The organism is Pseudomonas sp. 01L34 (assembly GCF_056400265.1).
In genome coordinates this window covers 84,859-108,011 of the sequence record NZ_JBFTSX010000005.1, presented here as the reverse complement: position 1 = coordinate 108,011, position 23,153 = coordinate 84,859, and the positions used below count along the sequence as shown (strand labels likewise).

At 59.9% G+C, this 23,153-nt stretch carries 20 protein-coding genes; 12 read left to right on the top strand and 8 right to left on the bottom strand.

Going from position 1 to position 23,153, the window contains the following annotated elements; genetic code table 11:
- Positions 1-8: 8 nt before the first annotated feature.
- The 3 genes from AC1DQM_RS15985 (at position 9) to AC1DQM_RS15975 (ending at position 3,566) form a co-directional block, all read left to right on the top strand.
- Positions 9-1,184, top strand: coding sequence for an alginate O-acetyltransferase (locus tag AC1DQM_RS15985; RefSeq protein ID WP_086944727.1), 1,176 nt, complete (start codon positions 9-11; stop codon positions 1,182-1,184).
- A 15-nt stretch (positions 1,185-1,199) separates the two neighbouring features.
- Complete coding sequence (locus tag AC1DQM_RS15980; protein WP_086944726.1) at positions 1,200-1,856, top strand: alginate O-acetyltransferase AlgF; 657 nt, start codon at positions 1,200-1,202, stop codon at positions 1,854-1,856.
- Between the two features lie 258 nt (positions 1,857-2,114).
- Entirely contained in the window at positions 2,115-3,566 is a 1,452-nt protein-coding gene (locus AC1DQM_RS15975; protein ID WP_064620199.1) for a mannose-1-phosphate guanylyltransferase/mannose-6-phosphate isomerase, read from the top strand.
- 82 nt (positions 3,567-3,648) lie between these two features.
- Here AC1DQM_RS15975 and AC1DQM_RS15970 read toward each other — a convergent pair whose 3' ends face one another.
- The gene (locus AC1DQM_RS15970; protein ID WP_477746482.1) at positions 3,649-6,366 is read right to left on the bottom strand and encodes an RHS repeat domain-containing protein; all 2,718 of its coding nucleotides are present in this window, start codon (positions 6,364-6,366) and stop codon (positions 3,649-3,651) included.
- Positions 6,367-6,544: 178 nt separating this feature from the next.
- Between AC1DQM_RS15970 and AC1DQM_RS15965 the strand changes: the two genes are divergently transcribed.
- The 3 genes from AC1DQM_RS15965 to AC1DQM_RS15955 are packed head-to-tail and all read left to right on the top strand — an operon-like array spanning position 6,545 to position 8,311.
- Positions 6,545-7,009 carry a hypothetical protein gene (locus AC1DQM_RS15965; protein WP_018927136.1) on the top strand — a complete coding sequence of 155 codons (465 nt, stop codon included), beginning with the start codon at positions 6,545-6,547 and terminating at the stop codon, positions 7,007-7,009.
- Positions 7,010-7,041: 32 nt separating this feature from the next.
- Complete coding sequence (locus tag AC1DQM_RS15960; RefSeq protein ID WP_018927137.1) at positions 7,042-7,866, top strand: SDR family oxidoreductase; 825 nt, start codon at positions 7,042-7,044, stop codon at positions 7,864-7,866.
- Positions 7,867-7,912: 46 nt separating this feature from the next.
- Positions 7,913-8,311, top strand: coding sequence for a DUF4440 domain-containing protein (locus AC1DQM_RS15955; protein ID WP_477746481.1), 399 nt, complete (start codon positions 7,913-7,915; stop codon positions 8,309-8,311).
- A gap of 149 nt (positions 8,312-8,460) precedes the next feature.
- On the opposite strand, the gene AC1DQM_RS15950 is transcribed toward AC1DQM_RS15955, so the two are convergent.
- The 4 genes from AC1DQM_RS15950 to AC1DQM_RS15935 are packed head-to-tail and all read right to left on the bottom strand — an operon-like array spanning position 8,461 to position 13,291.
- Entirely contained in the window at positions 8,461-9,324 is an 864-nt protein-coding gene (locus AC1DQM_RS15950; RefSeq protein ID WP_018927139.1) for an efflux RND transporter periplasmic adaptor subunit, read from the bottom strand.
- A gap of 25 nt (positions 9,325-9,349) precedes the next feature.
- Positions 9,350-9,550 carry a DUF1656 domain-containing protein gene (locus AC1DQM_RS15945; RefSeq protein WP_008153498.1) on the bottom strand — a complete coding sequence of 67 codons (201 nt, stop codon included), beginning with the start codon at positions 9,548-9,550 and terminating at the stop codon, positions 9,350-9,352.
- Complete coding sequence (locus tag AC1DQM_RS15940; protein WP_477746480.1) at positions 9,540-11,732, bottom strand: FUSC family protein; 2,193 nt, start codon at positions 11,730-11,732, stop codon at positions 9,540-9,542. Before AC1DQM_RS15940 ends, AC1DQM_RS15945 begins: the two co-directional genes overlap by 11 nt.
- A 59-nt stretch (positions 11,733-11,791) precedes the next feature.
- A complete protein-coding gene (locus AC1DQM_RS15935; RefSeq protein WP_477746479.1) occupies positions 11,792-13,291 on the bottom strand; it encodes an efflux transporter outer membrane subunit in 1,500 nt (499 codons plus the stop codon).
- 272 nt (positions 13,292-13,563) lie between these two features.
- Here AC1DQM_RS15935 and AC1DQM_RS15930 point away from each other — a divergent pair, with 272 nt between their 5' ends.
- The 3 genes from AC1DQM_RS15930 (at position 13,564) to AC1DQM_RS15920 (ending at position 16,446) form a co-directional block, all read left to right on the top strand.
- Complete coding sequence (locus AC1DQM_RS15930) at positions 13,564-14,532, top strand: LysR family transcriptional regulator (protein ID WP_018927142.1); 969 nt, start codon at positions 13,564-13,566, stop codon at positions 14,530-14,532.
- Between the two features lie 335 nt (positions 14,533-14,867).
- Positions 14,868-15,242 (top strand): DUF6124 family protein, encoded by a 375-nt coding sequence (locus AC1DQM_RS15925; protein WP_111454322.1) that lies wholly within the window; start codon positions 14,868-14,870, stop codon positions 15,240-15,242.
- A gap of 229 nt (positions 15,243-15,471) precedes the next feature.
- Complete coding sequence (locus AC1DQM_RS15920) at positions 15,472-16,446, top strand: 2-hydroxyacid dehydrogenase (protein WP_018927144.1); 975 nt, start codon at positions 15,472-15,474, stop codon at positions 16,444-16,446.
- 124 nt (positions 16,447-16,570) lie between these two features.
- Here AC1DQM_RS15920 and AC1DQM_RS15915 read toward each other — a convergent pair whose 3' ends face one another.
- Complete coding sequence (locus tag AC1DQM_RS15915; protein WP_018927145.1) at positions 16,571-17,473, bottom strand: DMT family transporter; 903 nt, start codon at positions 17,471-17,473, stop codon at positions 16,571-16,573.
- Between the two features lie 138 nt (positions 17,474-17,611).
- Between AC1DQM_RS15915 and AC1DQM_RS15910 the strand changes: the two genes are divergently transcribed.
- A complete protein-coding gene (locus AC1DQM_RS15910) occupies positions 17,612-18,487 on the top strand; it encodes a helix-turn-helix domain-containing protein (RefSeq protein ID WP_111454323.1) in 876 nt (291 codons plus the stop codon).
- A gap of 107 nt (positions 18,488-18,594) precedes the next feature.
- On the opposite strand, the gene AC1DQM_RS15905 is transcribed toward AC1DQM_RS15910, so the two are convergent.
- The gene (locus tag AC1DQM_RS15905) at positions 18,595-19,005 is read right to left on the bottom strand and encodes an HPF/RaiA family ribosome-associated protein (protein WP_064620217.1); all 411 of its coding nucleotides are present in this window, start codon (positions 19,003-19,005) and stop codon (positions 18,595-18,597) included.
- A 199-nt stretch (positions 19,006-19,204) separates the two neighbouring features.
- Positions 19,205-20,167, bottom strand: a complete 963-nt coding sequence (locus AC1DQM_RS15900; protein WP_018927148.1) for a LysR substrate-binding domain-containing protein — start codon at positions 20,165-20,167, stop codon at positions 19,205-19,207.
- A 135-nt stretch (positions 20,168-20,302) separates the two neighbouring features.
- On the opposite strand from AC1DQM_RS15900, the gene AC1DQM_RS15895 reads away from it, so the two are divergent.
- Together AC1DQM_RS15895 and AC1DQM_RS15890 are read left to right on the top strand one after the other, a co-directional pair.
- A complete protein-coding gene (locus AC1DQM_RS15895; RefSeq protein ID WP_018927149.1) occupies positions 20,303-21,679 on the top strand; it encodes an L-serine ammonia-lyase in 1,377 nt (458 codons plus the stop codon).
- Positions 21,680-21,742: 63 nt separating this feature from the next.
- The gene (locus AC1DQM_RS15890; RefSeq protein ID WP_086944720.1) at positions 21,743-23,044 is read left to right on the top strand and encodes a serine/threonine transporter; all 1,302 of its coding nucleotides are present in this window, start codon (positions 21,743-21,745) and stop codon (positions 23,042-23,044) included.
- Positions 23,045-23,153: the final 109 nt, after the last annotated feature.

Genomic DNA, 23,153 nt, shown 5'->3' with positions numbered 1-23,153 from the left:
ATCTGACCATGACCCGCTCATTACGCATCTTCTACATCGCGCTGTTCCTGGTGACCTTGCTGGTCCTGGGCGTGTGGTCGGTACGCAGCTTCTTCGGCTTCAGTACCAACGCCGATGCCACCGTGCTCAACGGGCGCTGGACCAAAGCCGTCGAGACGCACTATGACGACGAGTTCCCGATCAAGCGCCTGGGCACCAACCTTTGGGCCGCGCTGGATTTCAAACTGTTCAACGAAGGTCGTCCGGGCGTGGTGCTCGGTCGCGATCAGTGGCTCTACAGCGATGAAGAGTTCCACCCGATCGTCAACGAAGAGTTGAACTTGCAAGGCAACTACGCGCTGGTCGAAGGCGTGCGCCAGGAACTGAAAAAGCGAGGCGTGCAACTGGTGATGGCGATTGTTCCGGCCAAGACGCGTCTGTACCCGGAGCACCTGGGTGAAGTGAAGCCGGCGAGTATCCACACCAATCTGTACAAGGACTTCCACGCTCGCGTGGCGGCCGACAAGATCCTCGCCCCTGACCTGCTCGGCCCGCTGCAACAAGCCAAGCGCAACGGTCAGCAAGTGTTCCTGCGTACCGACACCCACTGGACCCCGGAAGGCGCACAAGTTGCTGCCCAGACCCTGGCCAAAACCATCGCCGACAAGGCTCCGCTCAGCGGCGAACCGCAAAACTTCGTCACTGAACCGGCGGAGAAGGTGACGCACAAGGGCGACCTGCGGTTGTTCCTGCCGCTGGACCCGCTGTTCGAAAACCTGATGCCGGCGCCAGAACCTTTGCAGAAGCGCAACACCGTGGCGGCCCAGGATCAACCGACCGGTGATGACGCGTTGTTCGCCAACACGGAAGTGCCGGTGGCCCTGATCGGCACCAGCTACAGCGCCAACCCTAACTGGAACTTCGTCGGTGCGCTGAAAGAAGCGCTGCACAGCGACGTGGTCAACTACGCCGAAGACGGCCACGGCCCGATTCTGCCGATGCTCAGCTACCTGAAAAGCGATGCCTTCAAGAACAGCCCGCCACAAGTGCTGATCTGGGAATTCCCTGAACGATATCTGCCTGTGAACAACGAAATCGGTGACGCCGACCCGCAGTGGGTCGCAGAGCTTAAACAAGCCGGCGCGCGCCAACAAAACGTAGCTGTAAACACCAAATCCGAGACGCCCGACCGGGCGCAAAACTGAAAGAGAGGTACACCCATGACTTTCACTACTACTCCTCGCCGTCTCGCCAAGACCTTCGCTCTCGTTGCCGGCATGAGCGTGCTCTCGATGCAGGCCTTTGCCGGTGGCGACGCTGCCCTCTACGGCCCGACCGCACCGAAAGGCTCAAGCTTCGTGCGGGTCTACAACGCCGGTAACGCTGAAGTCAGTGCTACAGTCGGCACCACCAACCTGAACGAAGTCGCGCCGCTGTCCAGCACTGACTTCAGCTTCATGCCGGGCGGCGACTACAGCGCCAAGGTCGGTAGCCAGACCTTGCCGGTGAAACTGGCCGGCGATCACTATTACACTCTGGTCAACAACGCCAGCGGCGCGCCACAACTGATCGAAGAGCCGCCGTTCAAGAACAAACAGAAATCCCTGGTACGCGTGCAGAACCTCAGCGACAAGGCCCTGACTCTGAAAACCGCCGACGGCAAGACCGATGTGGTGCCGAACGTGGCCGCCAAGGGCCGTGGCGAGCGTGAAATCAACCCGGTGAAAGTCAGCCTGGCGCTGTACGAAGGCGACAAGAAAGTCGGCGACGTGAAGCCGGTTGCCCTGGAGCGCGGTGAAGCGGCGGTGCTGTACGTCACCGGCAACGGCAGCAGCCTGTCGCCAGTCTGGGTCAAGCGCCCGGTGTCGACGCGCTGATTAATTCATCAGGACGGTGATCACCCTGTAGCAGCTGGCGAAGCCTGCGTCCGACTGCGAAGCAGTCGCAATCCAAGCAACTCGGTCTTTCTGAATGACCGCATTGACGGGATTCACGACGACTACGTCGCCGAACGCAGCCTCGCAGGCTCGGCAGCTGCTACAGAATCGGTGAGCCGATCTGATTACGGAACAAAAACAAGAGTGAAACGACAGAACGTTCGTGGCTCTAACCAATCGATTTAAGGGAGTAACAACATGATTCCGGTGATCTTGTCAGGTGGTAGCGGCTCACGTCTTTGGCCGCTTTCCCGAAAGCAATTCCCCAAGCAATTCCTCGCCCTGACCGGCGAACACACGCTGTTCCAGCAAACCCTGGAACGCTTGGTGTTCGAAGGCATGGATACCCCGATCGTGGTCTGCAACAAGGATCACCGCTTCATCGTCAACGAGCAGCTGAGCGCCCGTAAGCTGGAAACCCAGCGCATCCTGATGGAACCGTTCGGCCGTAACACCGCGCCGGCAGTGGCCCTGACCGCGATGATGCTGGTCAATGAAGGTCGCGACGAGTTGATGCTGGTGCTGCCGGCCGACCATGTCCTGGAAGACCAGAAAGCCCTGCAACGCGCCCTGGCCCTGGCCACCGTGGCGGCCGAGCGTGGCGAGATGGTGCTGTTCGGCGTGCCGGCGACCAAACCGGAAACCGGTTACGGCTACATCAAATCCACCAACGATGCCCTGCTGCCGGAAGGCGTCAGCCGTGTCTCGCACTTCGTCGAAAAACCCGACGTGAAACGCGCCACCGAGTTCGTCCAGTCCGGCGGTTATTTCTGGAACAGCGGCATGTTCCTGTTCCGCGCCAGCCGCTTCCTCGAAGAGCTGAAAAAGCACGATCCGGACATCTACGACACCTGCGTACTGACCCTGGAACGTAGCGTGCAGGATGCCGACACCATCGACATCGACTCCGCCACCTTTGCCTGCTGCCCGGACAATTCCATTGACTATTCGGTGATGGAAAAAACCCAGCGCGCCTGCGTCGTACCGCTGACCGCGGGCTGGAGCGATGTCGGTTGCTGGTCGTCGCTGTGGGAAGTCAATGAAAAGGACGCCAACGGCAACGTCACCAAAGGCGACGTGGTCATCCAGGACAGCAAAAACTGCATGATCCACGGCAACGGCAAACTGGTGTCGGTGATCGGCCTGGAAAACATCGTGGTGGTCGAAACCAAGGACGCCATGATGATCGTCCACAAGGACAAGGTCCAAGGCGTCAAACAGATGGTCAACACCCTCAACGAACAGGGCCGCAGCGAAACCCAGAACCACTGCGAAGTCTATCGTCCGTGGGGTTCCTACGACTCGGTGGACATGGGCGGTCGTTTCCAGGTCAAGCACATCTCGGTCAAGCCGGGCGCGTGCCTGTCACTGCAGATGCACCATCACCGCGCCGAACACTGGATCGTGGTCAGCGGCACCGCTGAAGTGACCTGCGACGAAAACGTGTTCCTGCTCTGTGAAAACCAGTCGACCTACATCCCGATCGCCTCGGTACACCGTCTGCGCAACCCGGGCAAGATTCCACTCGAGATCATCGAAGTGCAATCGGGCAGCTACCTGGGCGAAGACGATATCGAGCGGTTTGAAGATATCTACGGTCGCTCCACCCCGATCGAACGCGGCGTGTCGGTGAAAACCATCGCGCAGTAATCAATCAGCAAATCAAAAAGCCCTCGTCCAGCCCGCTGCGTTCCCTATCCGCAGCGGGTTGGGCGGGGGCTTTTTTACACATTCATGCAGCCTTACGGGTTGTGGCTGGTTTTCTATGCCAGCCACTGACCTTTATTGATCCTGGTATTTTGATCTCAAGTGTTCCATGAAACGCACTATCGATACTGTCAAGTAATGCTCGTGAACTCATTCTTCCCACCTGAACCGGACTGATTCCCGAGTTGCCTAGCAGCAGCGCCTTCAATTCTTTCAGTGGGCCTTTAACCATTGGCACCGCGCTCAGGTCCGAAGAGTGTTTGGGATCGAGTACATCGGGAGAAGCAAAAAACTCTACCTTATCGAAATCTTTACCCAAGGCTGCCTCCAGCACCTTGTCATCCTCAAGATCGTATTCGGCAAAGTGTGTCATCGAGCCGAGAAACTTGCGTTCATTCACTTCTCCATTTATCGCCAGAAGAAAGAAGGTGAAGCCCATGTTCCCGGCCTTGGTCCAATCCTTTTCATTGGTATTGCCGCCCTTTCCGCCCAACGTCTTCAAGTTCTGGTGAACCAAAGAAAAGTTAGACGCGATTTCCATAAAGGGAGGTGTTTCGCCGCTGCTCCCGTAGACCGTGTAATGGCGCAAGGTAAAGTTCTGGGGCTTAGTCTTTTCAAGCACCGCAGGTGTTGCCTTTGCTGTTTTGAACTTCAGTTTGCCCTGAGTGATTGTGTTCATCATGTTGTAAGGAGTCACTCTGTCCGTATCGCTGTAATTGTCCTTATACGATTCAAAAATCTCGATCGCGGTACGCACTGCCGAGTTGGATTTTGAGTTTTCACCCTGCTCGTCAAAGAACGTTAACGGGTTGTTTCGAACCATCCGATACAGGTTCAAGCCATCCACAGCGCCTGCCGGATCGGTACTCGCCCATCGCCGCAACCACGGTATGTAGTACCGGAAGCCATAGCAATAAAGCCCCGTGGCATCCTGTTCCTTGCCCGAATAACGAATGGTTTTATAGTCCACTTCAATCGCGTCGTACCACGCGGTCTCGCCAAAGGGATAAAAAATTTCCCGGCTGATGATTTGCGCGTCATCGGCCAGCTCCACGGTGCAGGAGCTCAGGTGATCGACCAGGGTGTAGCGGTACTGATCGTTGACACCGGACGGTGGCTCGCTGTCCCAATGCAACACCCGCACGGTGTTGAGGCCAGCCTGCGCGGTGATGACCTGCAACACCACCCCGGTGCCACTGTCGGTACGAAGTTCCAAACCCTGCAAGTAACGCACTTCAGCTATCACGGTGCGAGCCCTGGTCTGCAACGCGCGGATTTTGCGCACCCGCTGGCCAGCGCCATCGTAAAAATAGCACTCACCGTCATTGCGTCGGGAGGCGCGTTCCACCGGGCTGACCGAGCGCAATTGATTGCGCAGATCCCAGGTCAACAACCGTCCCTGGTCCAACTCCAGCAAATTACCTTTGGCGTCGAATGCGGCGGCAATGTCCTCTTCCGTGGGCGGCACGCCGTTGCGCCAGGGCAGGCAGCGATTGCTGTAGCGGGCAGCTTTCAAATCGCGCCCATGTTTTTGCGCGCCGATGTGGGTCAGCTTCAGCAGATTGCTGCCCTCGTCATAGTGGTAAATCTGCCGATAGTTGCTAACCGCCGCCGGATCGGTGCGACCAACCGACTCGGGTCCTTGATCGGGACCGCCCGCCTCCCAGCCAAAGGCTTCGATCAACTGGTACAGGCTGTTGTAGATGAAGCGACTGATCGGGTCGATGCGCTGGTTGGCGAAGTAGCGCACGGGCAGGGCCTTGTCCTCGATGCTCAAGACATTGCCCATCCGGTCATAGTCGTAGATCAGATGCTGCAACATTCGGGCACTGGCATCCTGTGCCCGACGCTCCATCAACAAACCGTCTTCGGGTCGATAGGCCAGCGTCGTCCGCACCCCGTTACCCGCGACCTCCTCTTCGACTTGCCCTTGGGCGCTGTAGCGGATCTCGCTGACCAACGTTTGCCAAAGGGATTGATCCTTCAATTGCAGTCGGCTTTCGCGCAATCGGCCATCGACGGTCAGACCGAAAGTCTGACGATTACCCTTGGCATCGGTCTGTTCCAGCACATCACCCAACGGGCCGAAACGCCACCTGGACGTCGCCCCAGTCCCCGGTTCGAGCAGCCGTCGGCGATCATCAATCGATTCCGGCCAATCGGGGGTTACCGGCTCAAGGGTGAAGTGGCGGGTGTTTTCGATGCCTTCACCGCTGATCGCAAACGAGTCGAACAGTACGCTGCCCGCCGGGTCGTCATGGCGAATCAGTTTGCCGTACTGGTTAAGGTCCTGATGACCCTGGCCCGGGTAGCCATAAGCAAAGCGCTCGACACAGCGACGGGGCTCCACGGCGCCCTGTTCGAACACCGCCACGGGCCGCAGCAAATCGTCATATTCGACCTCGCGACGTGTTTGGCGGCTGTCCCAGTCCGACAACACTTCGTCGGCCAGACCGCGCAGGGTGATCTGCGTTCCGGCATCAACGCTGTCCGTGCGCAACGCGTTCCCGGACAGCGAATACACCGTGATCAGATTGGGAGGGGTCAGGGGATCGCCTTCTTGCAGCGCCCATAACCGCGGATCCCACTGTTTGACTGCACGTCCTGCGCCATTGTGAGCAGTGCGATTGATGCGGACCTCAGCGGGCAGGTTTTCGATGGCGCGCCAGTAATCTACCAAGCGAATCGACAGGCCGCGCGGATCGAAGATCCTCAGTGTGGGCGTCTTGTGGTGCATTTCCATCGCCTCTGTCCATCGAATAACAGCCCCGTCGGCCAATGTCTTCTAACGTTTCAAGAACATGGCTGGCTACTGTCAGAAATTACAGTACCGACCAACGGTACAACCCCTTGCTCACCGAATATCCATTCTCGTGCCCCTTCGGTAGGATGTCGGTTATCCGTTCATGGAGCGTTCAAACATGTTCATCGGCGTCCTGCTGGTCATCACCTGGCTGATCCTGCTGCTGCGCTACCCGGCCAAGGCCGTGCCGGTTTCCGTGGCGGCCGCTGTCGGATTGGGCCTGGTGGCGACGTGGGTGTTCTGGATGGACAACCGCGAAATCAAGCAACTGGCACGCCTTGAGCTGCGCATCACTTACGCACCCGAGCACTGCCCGGCAGATCGGCCATTGAAGCTCACGATGAAAAACGGCAACGACGTGCCACTGATCGAGTTGCGCTGGCGCATCGCGGCGTATGCGCCGGGCGATACGGTGAACCTGGCCGACAATCAATACGCTGCGCCACGTTATCGCGGCCCCGGTGAATTGCAGGCCGGCGGCAGTTGGGAAGACTGCTTGCCGCTACCACCCTTGCGCCCCGGCTACCGCCCGCAAACCCTGGAATTTCGCGCTGAACGGTTGCAGGGTAGTTTCTCCGACTGATCCCCCTTTTTCTTTTGCACAAGGACCGCGCCATGCCTGTTGCGTTGATTACCGGTTGCTCCAGCGGCATTGGCCGCGCCCTCGCCGACACCTTCAAAAATGCCGGTTACGAAGTCTGGGCCAGTGCCCGCAAGGCTGAAGACGTGGCAGCCCTCACCGCCGCCGGTTTCACCGCCGTGCAGCTGGACGTTAACGATGGCCCGGCCCTCGAACAGCTGAGCGAGCGGATCAACCAGCAACGCGGCGGTCTCGATGTGCTGATCAACAATGCCGGTTATGGCGCCATGGGGCCGCTGCTCGATGGCGGCGTGCCGGCCATGCAGCGCCAGTTCGAAACTAACGTGTTTGCGATTGTCGGCGTCACTCGCGCGATGTTCCCGGTACTGCGTCGCGCCCGGGGGCTGGTGATAAACATCGGCAGCGTTTCCGGGGTTCTGGTCACGCCGTTTGCCGGTGCCTACTGCGCCTCGAAAGCCGCCGTGCATGCCTTGAGCGATGCGCTGCGCATGGAGCTGGCGCCGTTCGGCGTGCGGGTCATGGAAGTTCAGCCTGGGGCCATCGCCTCCAGCTTCGCGAAGAATGCCGGCCACGAAGCCGAGCAACTGATCACCGAACAATCACCGTGGTTTCCGCTGCGTGAAGGTATTCGTGCACGGGCCAAGGCCTCTCAAGATAAACCAACGCCGGCCAGTGAATTTGCCGCCGGTTTGCTCAAGGCTGTGCAGCAGAGCAAACCACCGCGTCTGGTGCGTTTGGGTAACGGCAGCCGGGCGTTGCCGTTGATGGCGGGGTTATTGCCAAAAGGGTTGCTGGAGTCAGGGTTGATGAAGCGGTTCGGGTTGCGCGGGCAGCTCTGAGACCGCGAAGGCGTCAAAACACACTTTCAGACTTTCAGGAAACAGCATGACCGACTACACCGAATACTTTGACGAAGTGATCCAGGCCCACATAGCCATCGAGCAATGGTTGGCCGAAGAGCGAGACGAGGCCGAGCTGGAGCAATTGCTGACGCGTTTTTCACCGCAGTTTTCCATGGTCTCGCCGTTGGGCCGGGTGCTGGATTTCGAGGCGTTGAATGAATTGTTTCTGTTGGCGGGCGGGAAGAAGCTCGGGTTCAGGATTGAGCTCAGCGAGCTGCGAGGTGTCGCGCTGTATGACGGTGGCGCAGTGGTCAGTTACCGCGAGCAACAGACCGATGCGACGGGGCTGCATTCTGATCGGCGGTCCTCGGCGGTGTTTGAGAAACAGGCCGATGGCAAGGTGGTTTGGCGGCATTTGCATGAGACGTTTTGCCAAGGCTGACACGGCCACTTTTTGTGGCGAGGGGGCTTGCCCCCGTTCGGCGGCGCAGCCGCCGCAAGGCTGATTCCGCGGTGTGTCTGACCGTACCGGTTTGCAGATTTTTGGGGGCTGCTACGCAGCCCAACGGGGGCAAGCCCCCTCGCCACAGGTTATTCGCCAGCCGGGGGGTTCACCACCACCGTACACGTAATCCCCGCCGCCAACAGCACGCCCTCCGGCACTTCATCAATGTGAATCCTTACTGGCACCCGCTGCGCCAGACGCACCCAGTTAAAGGTCGGGTTCACATCAGCGATCAGCTCGCGACTCTCCGGGTTATCGCGGTCGTAGATGCCGCGAGAAATACTTTCCACGTGGCCCTTGAGCACTTCGCCGCTCATCAGTTGCATGTCGGCTTTATCGCCCACGCGAACATGCGGCAGTTTGGTTTCTTCGAAGAAGCCATAAACCCAGAACGAATTCATGTCGACCACCGCCATTTTCGCTTCGCCGATGCGCGCATAGTCACCGCGATGGACGTTGAGGTTGGTGACGTAGCCGTCCACCGCCGCCCGCACTTCGGTGCGTTGGAGGTTCAGTTCGGCGGCTTCCAGTTGCGCTTGTGCGTTCTGGTAATCGGCCAGGGCCGAGTCGGCGATGTTGGTGGCGTCGTCGCGGTTTTCCCTGGAGATCACCAGGTTGTCGAGGTCGGCGCGGCGATGGGCGTTGACCTTGCGCATCTCCCACGTGGCCTTGCGTGAGGCCACCAGGCTCTGCGCCTGTTTCACCGCGAGGCGGTAATGCTCGGGGTCGATGCGCATCAGCAAGTCGCCCTTTTTCACCAACTGGTTGTCGCGTACCGGCACCTCCACCACCTCACCGGTCACGTCGGCGGCGACGTTGATGATGTCCGCGCGCACCCGGCCGTCACGGGTCCAGGGCGTGTTCATGTAATGCACCCACAAGGTCCGGCCGATCCACAGGGCAAGGGCCAGCACCAGCAGGGTCGCGAGCAGGCTGAAAAGCTTTTTCATCAAGGCCTTCTTCAGTGATAGAGAGTCAATGGTAGACAGTCAGCGCCAAGGCGCCGAACAGACAGGTAAACAGGCTCAGGCGCAGCAGCGCCGGGTGCCAGAAGAAACGGTACAGATCGAACCCGGACAAGAACCGGTCAAGGGCCCAGGCCAGCGCCGCCGCAATGAAAAACATCAGGGTCATGGTCGGCATGTACACGCCGTGGAAGGCGATTTCACGAGGCATGTTCAAGTCCTTGGGGCTTGGCAGTGGTGTATGAAGCCAGCGGCGATTGCGGGTCGAGCAACGAGGTGCGGATGAAGTGCAGATAGCTCTTCACCCGGCGCAAGGCAGAGGTGTCGAAGTGCGGCGCGAAGGGTTCGTCGGTGGCCTGCACGCGGCCGATCGCGTGGTCGACGGCGACCAGCGCCCGCTCCAGATTGCTCTGGCCCGGTTGCAGAAACAGCCGCACCAGCGAACGCCCCATCACCCGGATGGACTGGCGCCACGGCTGGGATTCGGCGTACGCCGGGTGCACCGGCAGAATCGCTTGTTCTTTACGCAGTTCGATAATCGCGTGGCCGACTTCCAGCACCACCAACATCCAGCGCAACAAGTCCCGCTGCACCTGCGGCTGTCCTGCGGCGAGGCCATAGGCCTGATGCAGCAAGTCCCGCGTACGGCTTTCGAAACTCGACGCCAGCCCTTTGAGTTTGCCGCTGATGGCGTACACCACTTGCCCGCGCAAGTCCTGCTCCAGCCGCCGCCACAGCCAGCGGCTGTTGGGCGGCAGAATGATCGCCCCGGCCGCCGCGCACACCAGCATGCCCATGACCATGGCGATGTAGTCGTTGATGAAGGTGTAAGGGTTGTAGACCGTAAGGTTGTCCGGCACCGAACCGGTGCTGAAGAAGATCAGCAACCCCAAGCCGACACCGGCGTATTGCGGCCGAGAAGTGAGGAACGAGCCGAGCACGATCACAGGCGCGAGCATCACACAAAGCAATGGAAAACCGTCGATCCAGGGGAAGATGAAAAACATCTCGACGAAGCCGATCAGTGCCCCGAGCAACGTCCCGCAGGCCATCTGAAACGCCATGCGCTTGGGGTTTGGCGTCGCGGCTGACAGGCCGACGGTGGCGGCAGCGATCAGGGTCATGGTCGCCCCGCTCGGCCACGCGGTGGCCACCCAATAGCTGCCGAGCACCACAAGGATGAACGCGGCGCGAATCCCCGACGCGGCCGAAGCCAGCCAATTGGTTTGCGGGGTGAAGGGCTCGTCCCAACGCTCCCGTTCGTGGCTGTGATCGGCGAGCGACGCGTGGGTCTGTGCATAACTGTGCAAGTCGTCGACGAAGCGATAAAGCAGTTCGTAGGCGGTGTGAAAATCCAGCTGCTCGGCGTCGCTCGGATCGTTCTCCTGAAAGCTCGCCCGCAGCTTGCGCACCCGCGCCGGCAAGTTGTCCTTATAGGTCGCCAAGGCGCTGGTCAGGCGAGCGGCATCAGGGCTGGTCAGCGCACGGCCGCTGAAACCGTCGAGCACTTCGGCCAAGTCCTGCAACCCTGGTTTGATCGCCGCGACAACATGATCGGCGCCACTGCCGCGCAGGCGCTCGAGCAACTGATGCAGGGCATTGAAGCGCGTGGTGACGCCCATGAATTCGCTGTTCAAGCGACTGAGCCGCCCATTGCGCCGACGCATGTGCGGGTCTTCGAACACCGTGACACTGCGCAGTCCTTCCAGGCCCACCGCTTCGGCGATGAACCGAACGTTGCTTGCTTCAAACGCTTCGCGCCGACTGCGACCGCGCAAGCCATCAGTGACGAACAACGCAAACACACCGAAGCGCTGATACAACGCATTGCGCATCGCCGCACTGGCGGTTTGCGGCAGGATCGCGGCGCTGACCAGCGTCGAGCAGAGAATCCCCAGAGAGATTTCCAGCACTCGCCAGACCGCAGCCATGAATGCGCCGTCCGGGTGAGCCAGAGCGGGCAGCCCAACCATCGCCGCCGTATAACCGGCGAGCACAAATCCATAGGCGCGAAAGTTGCGACAACGCGCTGCGCCAGCCGTGCACAGGCCGACCCAGATTGCCAGCGAGCCGAGGAACAGTTCGGTGTTCTGCGCGAACAAGGCAATCAGCGCGACCATCACCGCCGACCCGGCCAACGTGCCGAGGAAGCGATAGAAACTCTTGGCGAACACCTGGCCGCTTTGCGGTTGCATGACGATGAACACGGTGATCATCGCGGTGCGTGGTTGCGGCAATTCAAGACGCATGGCCAGCCACAGCGTGAGGAATGCGGCGAACAGCACCTTGAAAATGTAGACCCAGGTCACGCCGTCGCTGCGCGCCCAGTCGAAGAACCCCCGGCGCCATTCAAAGGAATACAGCCAGCGCAAAGGTGCGGGCAAGGGAGTCATGAAATTTTGCTCAATGGTCTAGGGCTTGAGGAACTGTGGGTGTGCCTGAAACGTCGTGCTCACTTCAAAAGGCTCGGGGTTTTCGGGGGCAGGGTTTTCTCGGCACTCGGGACGTCGTTGCCAGCGCCAAGGCCTCCGCCCAAAGCAGTCACCAGCTCAGCATGAGCACTCAACCGCGCAGCCTGAACCTGCTGCTGCACTTGCTGTTGCTTGAACAGCAAAGTCTGCGCATTGAGTACGTTGAGGTAATCGGTGAGCCCACGTTGATAGGCGATCATCGCGATGTCGTAGGTCTTCTGCGCCGTGGCCACCGATTCGGCGGCGAACGTTTGCTGCTTGTCCATCGACTCGCGGCGGATCAACTGGTCGGAGATGTTCTTCAGCGCATTGACCAGCGTCTGGTTGTATTTGGCCACGGCGATGTCATAACCGGCCGAGGCTTCACCCAACTCCGCACGCAAGCGGCCGCCATCGAAAATCGGCAGCGAGATCGCAGGCCCCACGCTGTAGTTGAGCTTCTTGCCGGTCAGGAACTCCAGCGCACCGCCGCCAGTGGCCATGTAGCCGAGGCTGCCGACCAGATCGACGTTGGGGTAGAAGCCTGCGTGAGCGACATCGATGCCCCGCGCCTGGGCCGCCACTTGCCAGCGACTGGCAACCACGTCCGGGCGTTGACCGAGCAATTGCGCCGGCAGCGACGACGGTAACTTCAGCGCCGTCCCCAACGACAGCGTCGGCCGTTGCAACTGCGCGCCCTCCCCCGGGCCCTTACCGGCCAAGGCTGCGAGCTGATTACGGCTGAGGGCGATTTCTTCGTCCAGCGCATCGAGTTGGCGATGGGTTTCCGGTAGCGGCGTTTCGGCCTGGCTGACTTCGAAGTGCGTGCCGATGCCACCGTCCAGGCGTTTTTGCGCCAGGTCGAGGATTTGTTGTTGCTGCTTCAAGGTGGCCGCGACGATGTCCCGTTGCGCGTAATGCAACGAGAGTTCGATGTAGGCGCGCACGATGTTGTTCTGCAATTCGAGCTGGGCCTGCCGTGCTTCGGCAGCGCTCATGTGCGCCATGTCCACCGCTCGCTCGGTGGCGTTGCTTTCGCGCCCCCAGAGGTCGAGGGCATAGCTGAAGCCCAGCGCGGCGTTGTTGTCCCAAGTGGTGGTGTTGGCCAACTCACCGGGCCCGTAGAACTGATCGGTGGGCCAGTTGTGGCGTTTGAGGGTCGACTGGCCATTGATCTGCAGCGACTCGGCGGACTCGGCGATACCCGCCATGGAACGGGCCTGACGCACTCGCGCGGCGGCCATGGCCATGTTCGGACTGTCTTGCAGGGCGAGGGAGATCCAGCGGTTCAGTTGCGGATCGCCGTAAGCTTGCCACCATTGGGCGGTGGGCCAGTGAGCGTCCTGAACGGCGCTCTGGATGGCTTCGTCGGTGGCCAATGAATTGGCCTCCAGTGCCTTGCCTTGTGGGGCAATACCGCCGGTTCCGATGCAGCCGCTGATTGCCAGGGTTAAAGCCAAAACACTGAGCGTCTTGAGCGCTCTGTTGATGCGACGCGGCACTGCTGCAAATTCCTGAAAGGGGGGAGAGTCACGAGATCCTGTAGGAGCCGGCTTGCTGGCGATGGGAACGCCGCGGTCTATCTGAAGACCGCAGTGATGCCATCGCCAGCAAGCCGGCTCCTACAGTCGGCGCAATTCTAGGGGTGGGCCTTGTTGGCGATAAGCCGGGATTCTTGTGAATCTTTGTTACCGTTAACGAGATAATCCCTTGGTCGGGGTCTCAGTCTCTGAAACTTCGTGTCACAATTTGCCATCCGCCAAGAGAGCACCCCATGGACACTTTGCAAAACATGCGCGCCTTCAGTTACGTGGCCGAGGCCGGCAGCTTCACCGCCGCCGCCGTACAACTGGACACCACCACGGCCAATGTCTCGCGCGCGGTCTCCAACCTGGAGGCCCACCTGCAAACCCGCCTGCTCAACCGCACCACCCGGCGCATTGCCTTGACCGAAGCGGGCAAGCGCTATCTGTTGCGCTGCGAGCAGATCCTGGCCTATGTCGAAGAAGCCGAAGCCGAGGCCAGCGACGCCCACGCGCGCCCGGCCGGGCAACTCAAGGTGCACACCATGACCGGCATCGGTCAGCACTTCGTGATCGACGCCATCGCTCGCTACCGCAAGACCCACCCGGACGTGACCTTCGACCTGACCATGGCCAACCGTGTGCCGGACTTGCTCGACGAGGGCTACGACGTGTCCATCGTGCTCGCCAGCGAACTGCCCGACTCGGGCTTCGTCTCCCAGCGTTTGGGCATCACCTACAGCATCGTTTGCGCATCGCCCGCCTATGTAAAAGCCAATGGCTGCGCGCAGAAGCCCAGCGACTTGCTCAATCACATGTGCTTGCGCCTGGTGAGCCCGGTGATCCCGCTGGAAAAGTGGGCTTTCGATGGCCCCGAAGGCCAGGAAATGGTCACCATCAACAGCTCACCGTTCTTGGTGAACTCCGCTGACGCGATGAAGACAGCGATCACCAGCGGCATGGGGGTTGGGGTGTTGCCGGTGTATGCGGCGATTGAAGGGCTGCGCAACGGTACGCTGGTGCGGGTGATGCCAAAGTACCGCTCGCAGGAATTGAATCTGTATGCGATTTACCCGTCGCGGCAGTATCTGGACGCGAAGATCAAGACCTGGGTCGAATACTTGCGTGGATCGTTGCCGGAGATTCTGGCGGCGCATCAGGCGGAATTGGCGGCGTATGAATTGAGCGGCAGCTTGGGCGGGGCTCGGCTGGCGAACTGATTTCACGGTCCTACAGACGCGGTGATTTTGGGGGATGTTTCCGACGAGTTCTGTCGGTTGTTGGGTCGGAAGCGAAGTGGGTAGGCTTTGTGGGTCGCTGCAAAATCAGCGATCAGGTCTGGAAAACCTGGCGAACACTGACCACACCCCATGGCATACTGCGGCGCTTTTTACTGCACGCAATCCTTGTTATGGCGGCTGTGCGCGGGAGACCTTCGGGTCTGCCGGGTTTTGGTGGGTGTTCCGGTTTTTCCAGTCCGCGCACAGCTGCCACCCTTTCGTCTGGAAAACGAAAGATGGCAGTTCCACTTCATCTGCCAATGAGTAACTTCCGCATGATTAAAGAAACACCGAACCCTCCGGAAACCGACGACGTTTCCCCCTACGAATCTCTCGATTCGAAAAAACTCAACGAAGCCGCCGAACGAGCGCTCGATCACTACCTCAAGCCCACTCCGAAAAAACCAGAAGGCCGCAAGCCAAGCAGGATGTTTCAGGTCGCACCGGACATGGACAACGAGAGCCTGCTGGCCCATGTCTGCGAATCCCTGGCCTCGGCCAGCGTCATGACCAGCGACATTGCAGCCTATGTCGACGCCCCGCAGCGGCACACGCTCCTGGCGATCCAGCAAGTCATCATGCTGGCCGAACTGGCGGTGAACCGGGTGCTGGATAACGTCGACGTACCGAAGCCCGCGCCACATAGCTGACGCATTGTAGGAACGACCTGTGGCGAGGGGGCTTGCCCCCGTTTGAGTGCGTAGCACTCACAATATCTTTGGACCACCAGAGATTTTGGGGCTGCTTCGCAGCCCAACGGGGGCAAGCCCCCTCGCCACAGGTCGTTCCTACAGTTTTGGATGGCGTACACCCTCGCATAATGTCCGCGAAGAATGTTAGCTTGCTTGGCAATCTCCACGCCCGACGAGCCCCTCTCCAATGAAAAAAACCGTCCTCGCCTTCAGCCGCATCACCCCGCCCATGATCGAACGCCTGCAACAGGATTTCGATGTGATCGTGCCGAACCCGAAAAACGGCGACATCGCCGCCCAGTTCAACGAAGCCCTGCCCCACGCCCACGGCCTGATCGGCGTTGGTCGCAAACTCGGCCGGGCGCAACTGGAAAACGCCAGCAAACTGGAAGTGGTGTCCAGCGTCTCCGTCGGCTACGACAACTATGACCTCGCCTACTTCAACGAACGCGGGATCATGCTCACCAACACCCCCGACGTGCTCACCGAAAGCACCGCCGACCTGGCCTTCGCCCTGCTCATGAGCAGCGCCCGCCGCGTCGCCGAGCTGGACGCCTGGACCAAGGCAGGCCAATGGCAAGCCACCGTCGGTGCACCGTTGTTCGGCAGCGATGTGCATGGCAAAACCTTAGGCATCGTCGGCATGGGCAACATCGGCGCGGCCATCGCCCGTCGTGGTCGACTGGGCTTCAACATGCCGGTTATCTACAGCGGCAACAGCCGCAAGACCGCACTGGAACAGGAACTCGGCGCACAGTTCCGTAGCCTGGATCAACTGCTGGCCGAAGCCGATTTCGTCTGCCTGGTGGTGCCGCTTAGCGAAAAAACCAGGCACCTGATCAGCCACCGCGAACTGGCGTTGATGAAACCGAGCGCCATTCTGGTGAACATCGCCCGTGGCCCGGTGGTAGACGAGCCGGCGCTGGTCGAAGCGCTGCAAAACAACCGGATTCGTGGCGCCGGGCTGGACGTTTACGAGAAAGAACCACTGGCTGAATCACCGCTGTTCCAACTGAAAAACGCCGTAACCCTGCCGCATATCGGCTCGGCCACGCACGAAACCCGCGAAGCCATGGCCAACCGTGCGTTGGCTAACTTGCGCAGTGCCTTGTTGGGTGAAAGACCGCAGGATCTGGTGAACCCACAAGTGTGGAAAGGCTGATCAAAAAGGGCGGGTGTTTTAAACACCTGCCTGCTCTCGGCATATTGTCGACTTCATATTGCCGTTGCTGATTTATATCGCTATCAGAATCGAGCGCTGAGTTGTTCAGCGCTCGGTCAAAGCATCAGGCCAATTTGCCGCTTCCCTGCACCATCGGTGCCTTGGGCTTACGAAACACCAGCACATTGCCCAACATCACCAGCACCAACCCCACCAATGCCGGCGCCGTCCATTGATAGCCCTCGGCAAACGCCGACACATTCAGCGCCACCACCGGGAATAACACGGTGCAATACGCCGCCCGCTCCGGCCCCATGCGCCCGACCAGCGTCAGGTAGGCGGTGAAGCCGATCACCGAGCCCGGAATCACCAGGTACAGCAACGAGCCGATGTAACGGGCGTTCCATTCCATGTCGAACGGGATACCTTTGACCAGGCACCACACCGACAACATCGCTGCGCCATAAGCCATGCCCCAGGCATTGGTGGTCAGGGGTTTCAGGCCGGCCCTCTGCTGCAGACTCGACAGCATGTTGCCCGCCGAGAAGCACAAGGTTCCGAGCAACGCCAGGGCCAACCCGAGCAAGGTTTCCGGGCTGGCGGTATGACCGGCCAGCTCCGGCCAGAACAACAGGCCCAAGCCGAGCAAGCCCAACGCACCGCCCATCAACACGTTTCGAGCGATTTTCTGGCCAAAGAACACCCGCGCATTGAAGGCGTTCCACAACGTGGCGGTGGAAAACACCACGGCGACCAGACCGCTGGGGATCCACTGGCTGGCGGTGAGGAAGCACATGAAATTGATACAGAACAGGCACAGCCCCTGCGCCAGGCAAATCAGATGCCCGCGACGGTTCATCACTTGCAGACGCCGGCTAAGCAACAACATCACGAACAGCACCAGCGCGGCGAGGCCGAAGCGATAGACGATCGACACCGGAATCGCCACCACGCCCAATTGCCATTTCAAGGCAATCCAGGTGGTGCCCCAGATCAATACGGTCAGCAGGTATAACGAGAGGTTCATGGTGAAGGCTCCTGAATAGGCCTTCAGTGTCCGGCGCGACACCCTTTTGCACTTGCATAAACTTGCGCTTTTGTCGGTCGGCAGGCTGGCAGGCCAGCGTCTACGGAGTAGGATGCAAGGCGTTGGAGAGAACCGATCATGGCCGCACTGGAAACGTTGCAAGTCTTTCAAGCCCTCAACCGCTCGCCCAATGCTCGCCTGGAGCACAGCGCCGAGCTCGGTGACGGCATGGCTGCGGCTTTGTGGAGCAACCACCATGACGCCCAGGACTACGAAGCGCCGAGCCATCACACTTTGTCGTGCTACATCGCCGGCGGCACCGGCACCTTTCGCCGCGACCAGCCCGGCACCAAGGGCGGCCCGGACAAGCTGTGCATTCTGCCGGCCGACCATCAGTCAGGCTGGGTGATCAACGGCGACATTCGCCTGGCCCACCTGTATTTCAGCCCCGAACAATTTGCCCTTGGTTGCGTCACGTTGCTGGATCGCGAGCCACGGGAATTGCAGTTGCGCGAGCGCACGTTCCTCGAAGACCCGCAGCAAGTACGGCACTTTCGGCAGTTGATCAGCCTCAACTGGGACGAACCCGGCGAACGCCTGCTCACCAGCAGCCTGGCCCACGAGATGCTCAGCCACGCCTTGCTCAGCCAGGTTGGTGTGCGTCAGGGCTTGCGCCTCAAGGGTGGATTGGCGGCGCATCAGCGGCGGCAACTGGTGGAATTCATCGACAGTCAGTTGGCGGAGGCGATCAGCCTTGGGCAATTGGCGAGCTTGTGCGCGCTGTCGGAATATCACTTTGCGCGGATGTTTCGTGTGAGCTTCGGCTTGCCGCCGCATCAGTATGTGTTGGCGCGGCGTCTGAGCCGCGCGCGGGAGTTGTTGCGCGCATCGTCGCAGCCGTTGGGGGAGATTGCGCTGGCGTGCGGGTTTGCCAGTGCGAGCCATTTCACCAACCGGTTTCGACAGGCGTTGGGTGGGACGCCTGGGGAGTATCGGCAGGCGTTTTTACGCTAGAACAAAGAGTAAAAGATCACAGCCTTCGGCAGCTCTCACGCCAGAAACAAAACGGGCCTGCAATCGCAGGCCCGTTTTAATCAGGAAGGTAAAAGGTGAATCAGGCCTCAGCCATTGAGCGCAGCCTGTTCGTTCTCGAGAAACTCATCCTCAAGCAGCGCATCGGCATGAGCGCCCCTATCGAACGGCACCACAGCGGCGCGTGGTTTGCCGCGTAATTTGCCAAACATATGCTCCAGCGCATGTTCAAGTTTTTCGGCTGCCCCGTCGATCGCCAGTTCCAGGGAGTCAGCTTTATGGGTGACGGAAATCGGTTGATGGCCTTTTGGCCGCGCTTCCAGCTGGCAGCGCATGTCATGGGGACCAGGCTTGTCGCCGTTCTCGTCCCGCAGATGGACCTCGACGCGGGTCAGGTCCTCTTCATAACGTTCGAGCGTGCTCTCAATGGTAGTACGTACCCACTCCTCCAGTCGTTTACTGCTTTGAATATGGTTATCGCTATTGACTTGGATTTGCATAGTTCTTCCCTTATTTCAGCTAGCTCGCAAGAGGCGCATCGGCTGGCCCTTGGGCGTCATCACCGCAACCTCTTGGTTACACAATCGGTGTGTGCGCGGAACATTTCAAGCCCTAAAAAAAGATAAATATTCATACGCAAAAAAAGCCGGACAACGAGCAAAAGCGCTGTTAATGTCGGGAGTTGGGTCGGCCCTGTCTTCAGTCACAAATGGTCACATCTGCCGCGCCCCCCAGCGGATGCAGGTCACGAAAAATCCCCGCCTCTTCCACCAGCCAGTCATGCACCGCGCGTACGCCCGGATGGCTCAGCGCACCCGGCGCGTAGAGCAGCACGTAGCGCTTGTGATTAGGTACCGCCAGGCCAAACGGCACGATCAGCGTGCCCCGTTCCAGCTCATCGTTAAGCAGCGTTCGCCGCGCAATCGCCACGCCCATCCCGGCAATCGCCGCTTCGATGGTCAGGTGATTGCGGTTGAAGGTGTGCCCGCGCCGCACGTCCGCGCCTTCGAAACCGATGGCATTGAGGTAAAACTCCCATTCCGCGTATTCGTAACTGCCGCGCCAGGCGGTGATGTCGTGCAACAACGGAAAGTGCATCAAGTCTGCCGGGCCGTGCAGCGGCGGCCGCCCTCGCAACAGGCTCGGGGCGCACACCGGAAATATCTGCTCGTCGAGCAAGGCTGTGGATAACAATCCGGGATAGCTGCCGTCATTCAGATCGATCGCCAGGTCGAAATCTCCCTCGTGCAACGGCACGCTGCTGTCCTCCGCCACCAGGCGCAATTGAATGTCCGGAAAACGCTGCTGCAAACGCGGCAAACGCGGGGTCAGCCATTTGCTCAGGAACGAGGGAATCGAACGCACCCGCAAAATCCCGCTGATCATTCCCGCATCCAGTCGTCGCAATTCTGCGTCGATGCTGCCGTAAGCCTCGTTGACGGTAATGGCCAGGCGCTGGCCCTGCGCACTCAATTCCACCCCACGAGCGCGACGGTGGAACAGGCGAAAACCCAGCCGCTCTTCCAGTTGCCGAATTTGCTGACTGACCGCACCCGGCGTGATGTGCAGTTCTTCGGCACAACGGGTGAACGACAGGTGCCGCGCGGCACAGGAAAACACGTGCAGCCAGACATAAGTCTGGGCGTGCAATTGACGACTCATCGTTTAGTCCTGCTAAAGGCTATCTTAGGAAGTTTCGTTGGTCACGTAGGACCGAGGTAGGCAGTATCGCCGACATTGCGCTTGGCCTACAAAAATGGCGGCGATTTCTCTTCCATTGCTTGTATAGGCTTTAGCATGGCTATCAGTGTTTTCGATCTCTTCAAAGTCGGCATCGGTCCGTCCAGTTCCCACACCGTCGGCCCGATGCGCGCTGCAGCGACCTTTGCCCAAGCACTGATTGAGCAGAATTTGCTGGCCGCCGTCCGTCGGGTCGAAATCCGCCTTTACGGTTCGCTTTCAGCCACCGGCGTCGGCCATGCCACCGACCGCGCCTGTGTCATGGGCCTGATGGGCGAATGGCCGGATAGCATCGACCCGACCACCATCGATTCGCGTATCCAGCACCTGCGGGAAACCGGCAAGCTGTCCCTGGCCGGCAAAGCGACCATCGCCTTCAACTGGCAGCACGATCTCCTGCTGCTCGACGAGAGCCTGCCCTACCACCCTAACGCCATGTCCCTGACAGCCTTCGGCGAAACCGGTGAGCTGTTCGAGCAGACGTACTACTCGGTGGGCGGCGGTTTCATCATCGACGCGGCCGAAGCCGAGTCCGGGATTGCGCCGGCCAGCGACGTTGTGCTGCCGTACGATTTCTCCAGCGCCGCCGAATTGCTCAAGCTCTGCAAACAGCACGGTCTACGGGTGTCCGAATTGATGATGGCCAATGAATTGGCCTGGCGCAGCGAAGCCGAAGTCCGTCAGGGCCTGTTGCACATCTGGTCGGTAATGCGCGAGTGCGTCGAGCAAGGCTTGCGTCACGAAGGCATCCTTCCCGGCGGTCTGAATGTTCCCCGCCGCGCCGCGAAATTGCATCGCAGCCTGTTGGAAATCGGCAAACCGAACGTCATCAGCTCCACCCTGTCGGCCATGGAGTGGGTGAACCTGTTCGCCCTCGCCGTGAACGAAGAAAACGCCGCGGGCGGACGGATGGTCACCGCGCCTACAAACGGGGCGGCGGGGATCATTCCGGCCGTACTGCACTACTACATGAAATTCAACCCGGACGCGTCGGACGATGACGTCGTGGCGTTCTTTTTGGGCGCGGCTGCCGTAGGCATTCTTTGTAAGAAAAACGCCTCGATTTCTGGCGCCGAAGTCGGCTGCCAAGGCGAGGTCGGCTCCGCCTGTGCCATGGCCGCCGCCGGTTTGGCCGACGTGCTCGGCGCCACCCCGGAACAACTGGAAAACGCCGCTGAAATCGGCCTGGAACACAACCTCGGTCTGACCTGCGATCCGGTCGGCGGTCTGGTGCAAGTGCCGTGCATCGAGCGCAACGCGATTGCCGCGGTGAAGGCGATCAACGCCACGCAAATGGCCCTGCGCGGTGACGGCAAACACTTCATTTCCCTGGACCGGGTGATCCGCACCATGCGCGATACCGGCGCCGATATGCACGACAAATACAAAGAAACTTCACGGGGCGGCCTGGCGGTTAGCTGGGTGGAGTGCTGAGGAGCATTTCCTGACCGTTCGCAACACGTGAGCCCGAGTAAAAATAATAACGAGGCGAAAACGATGACCGATGTACGTACACCTGCTGCCGATAATCCCGCTGTAGACCTCACACGCAATAACGAAATAACCCACAAAGGCTGGAGTAAACACGACACCACCTGGATGCTTGGCCTCTATGGCACAGCGATTGGCGCCGGCACGCTGTTTTTGCCGATCAACGCCGGCGTGGGTGGTTTCTGGCCGCTGCTGATCCTGGCAGTGCTGGCGTTTCCGATGACATTCTTTGCACACCGCGGTCTGACTCGTTTCGTGTTGTCCGGCCGTTCCGGGGACATCACTGAAGTGGTGGAAGAACACTTCGGCATCGGTGCCGGCAAGCTGATCACGCTGCTGTATTTCTTCGCGATTTTCCCGATTCTGCTGGTGTACAGCGTGGCGCTGACCAATACCCTGAGCAGCCTCATGGAGCACCAGTTGCACATGACGCCACCGCCTCGGGCGATCCTGTCACTGGGGCTGATTCTAGGCTTGATGGCCATCGTCCGTTGTGGTCAGGGCGTCATCGTCAAATGCATGAGTGTGCTGGTTTACCCGTTCGTCGCGGCATTGCTGCTACTGGGCATCAGCCTGATCCCGAACTGGAACGGCGCGTTCTTCGCCACCGCCAGTGAAGGCATGCCGCTGCCGCTGTTCTTCAAGACCTTGTGGCTGGCGATCCCGGTGATGGTGTTCTCGTTCAACCATTCGCCGATCATTTCCGCTTTCGCCGTCGATCAGAAGCAGCGTTACGGCAAGCAAGCCGAACGCAAAAGCAGCGGCATTCTGGCGATTGCTCACGCCATGATGGTCGTCACGGTGATGTTCTTTTGCTTCAGCTGCGTGCTGGCGTTGTCCCCGGCTGATTTGGCCGCGGCGAAGGCGCAGAACATTTCGATCCTGTCGTACCTGGCCAACCACTTCCAGACACCGGTCATCGCTTACGCCGCGCCGCTGATTGCGCTGGTGGCAATCACCAAATCCTTCCTGGGCCATTACATCGGCGCCAGCGAAGGCTTTCAGGGCCTGATCGTGAAAAGCCTGCGTGGCCGTGGTCGAGTCGTCTCCGCCGGCTGGCTGAACCGCCTCACTGCGCTGTTCATGATCCTCAGTTGCTGGGCCGTGGCGACCTTCAACCCGAGCATCCTGGGCATGATCGAAACCCTCGGCGGGCCGATCATCGCCTGCCTGTTGTTCCTGATGCCGATGTACGCCATCCGCCGCGTGCCGGCCTTGCGCCAGTACTCGGGCCAGGCCTCGAACGTGTTCGTGGTGTTGGTCGGTCTGATTGCACTGTCTGCGATCATCTATTCATTTATGCCCTGAAACGGGCAGGCAAAAAGAAGGCGGGCCAGAGTGCCCGCCGTTTTTTTGCCGTAAACATTGTCCGACAGTTTTTCCGGCATGCCCCTTGCTATCTCCCTTGTGCGGCACG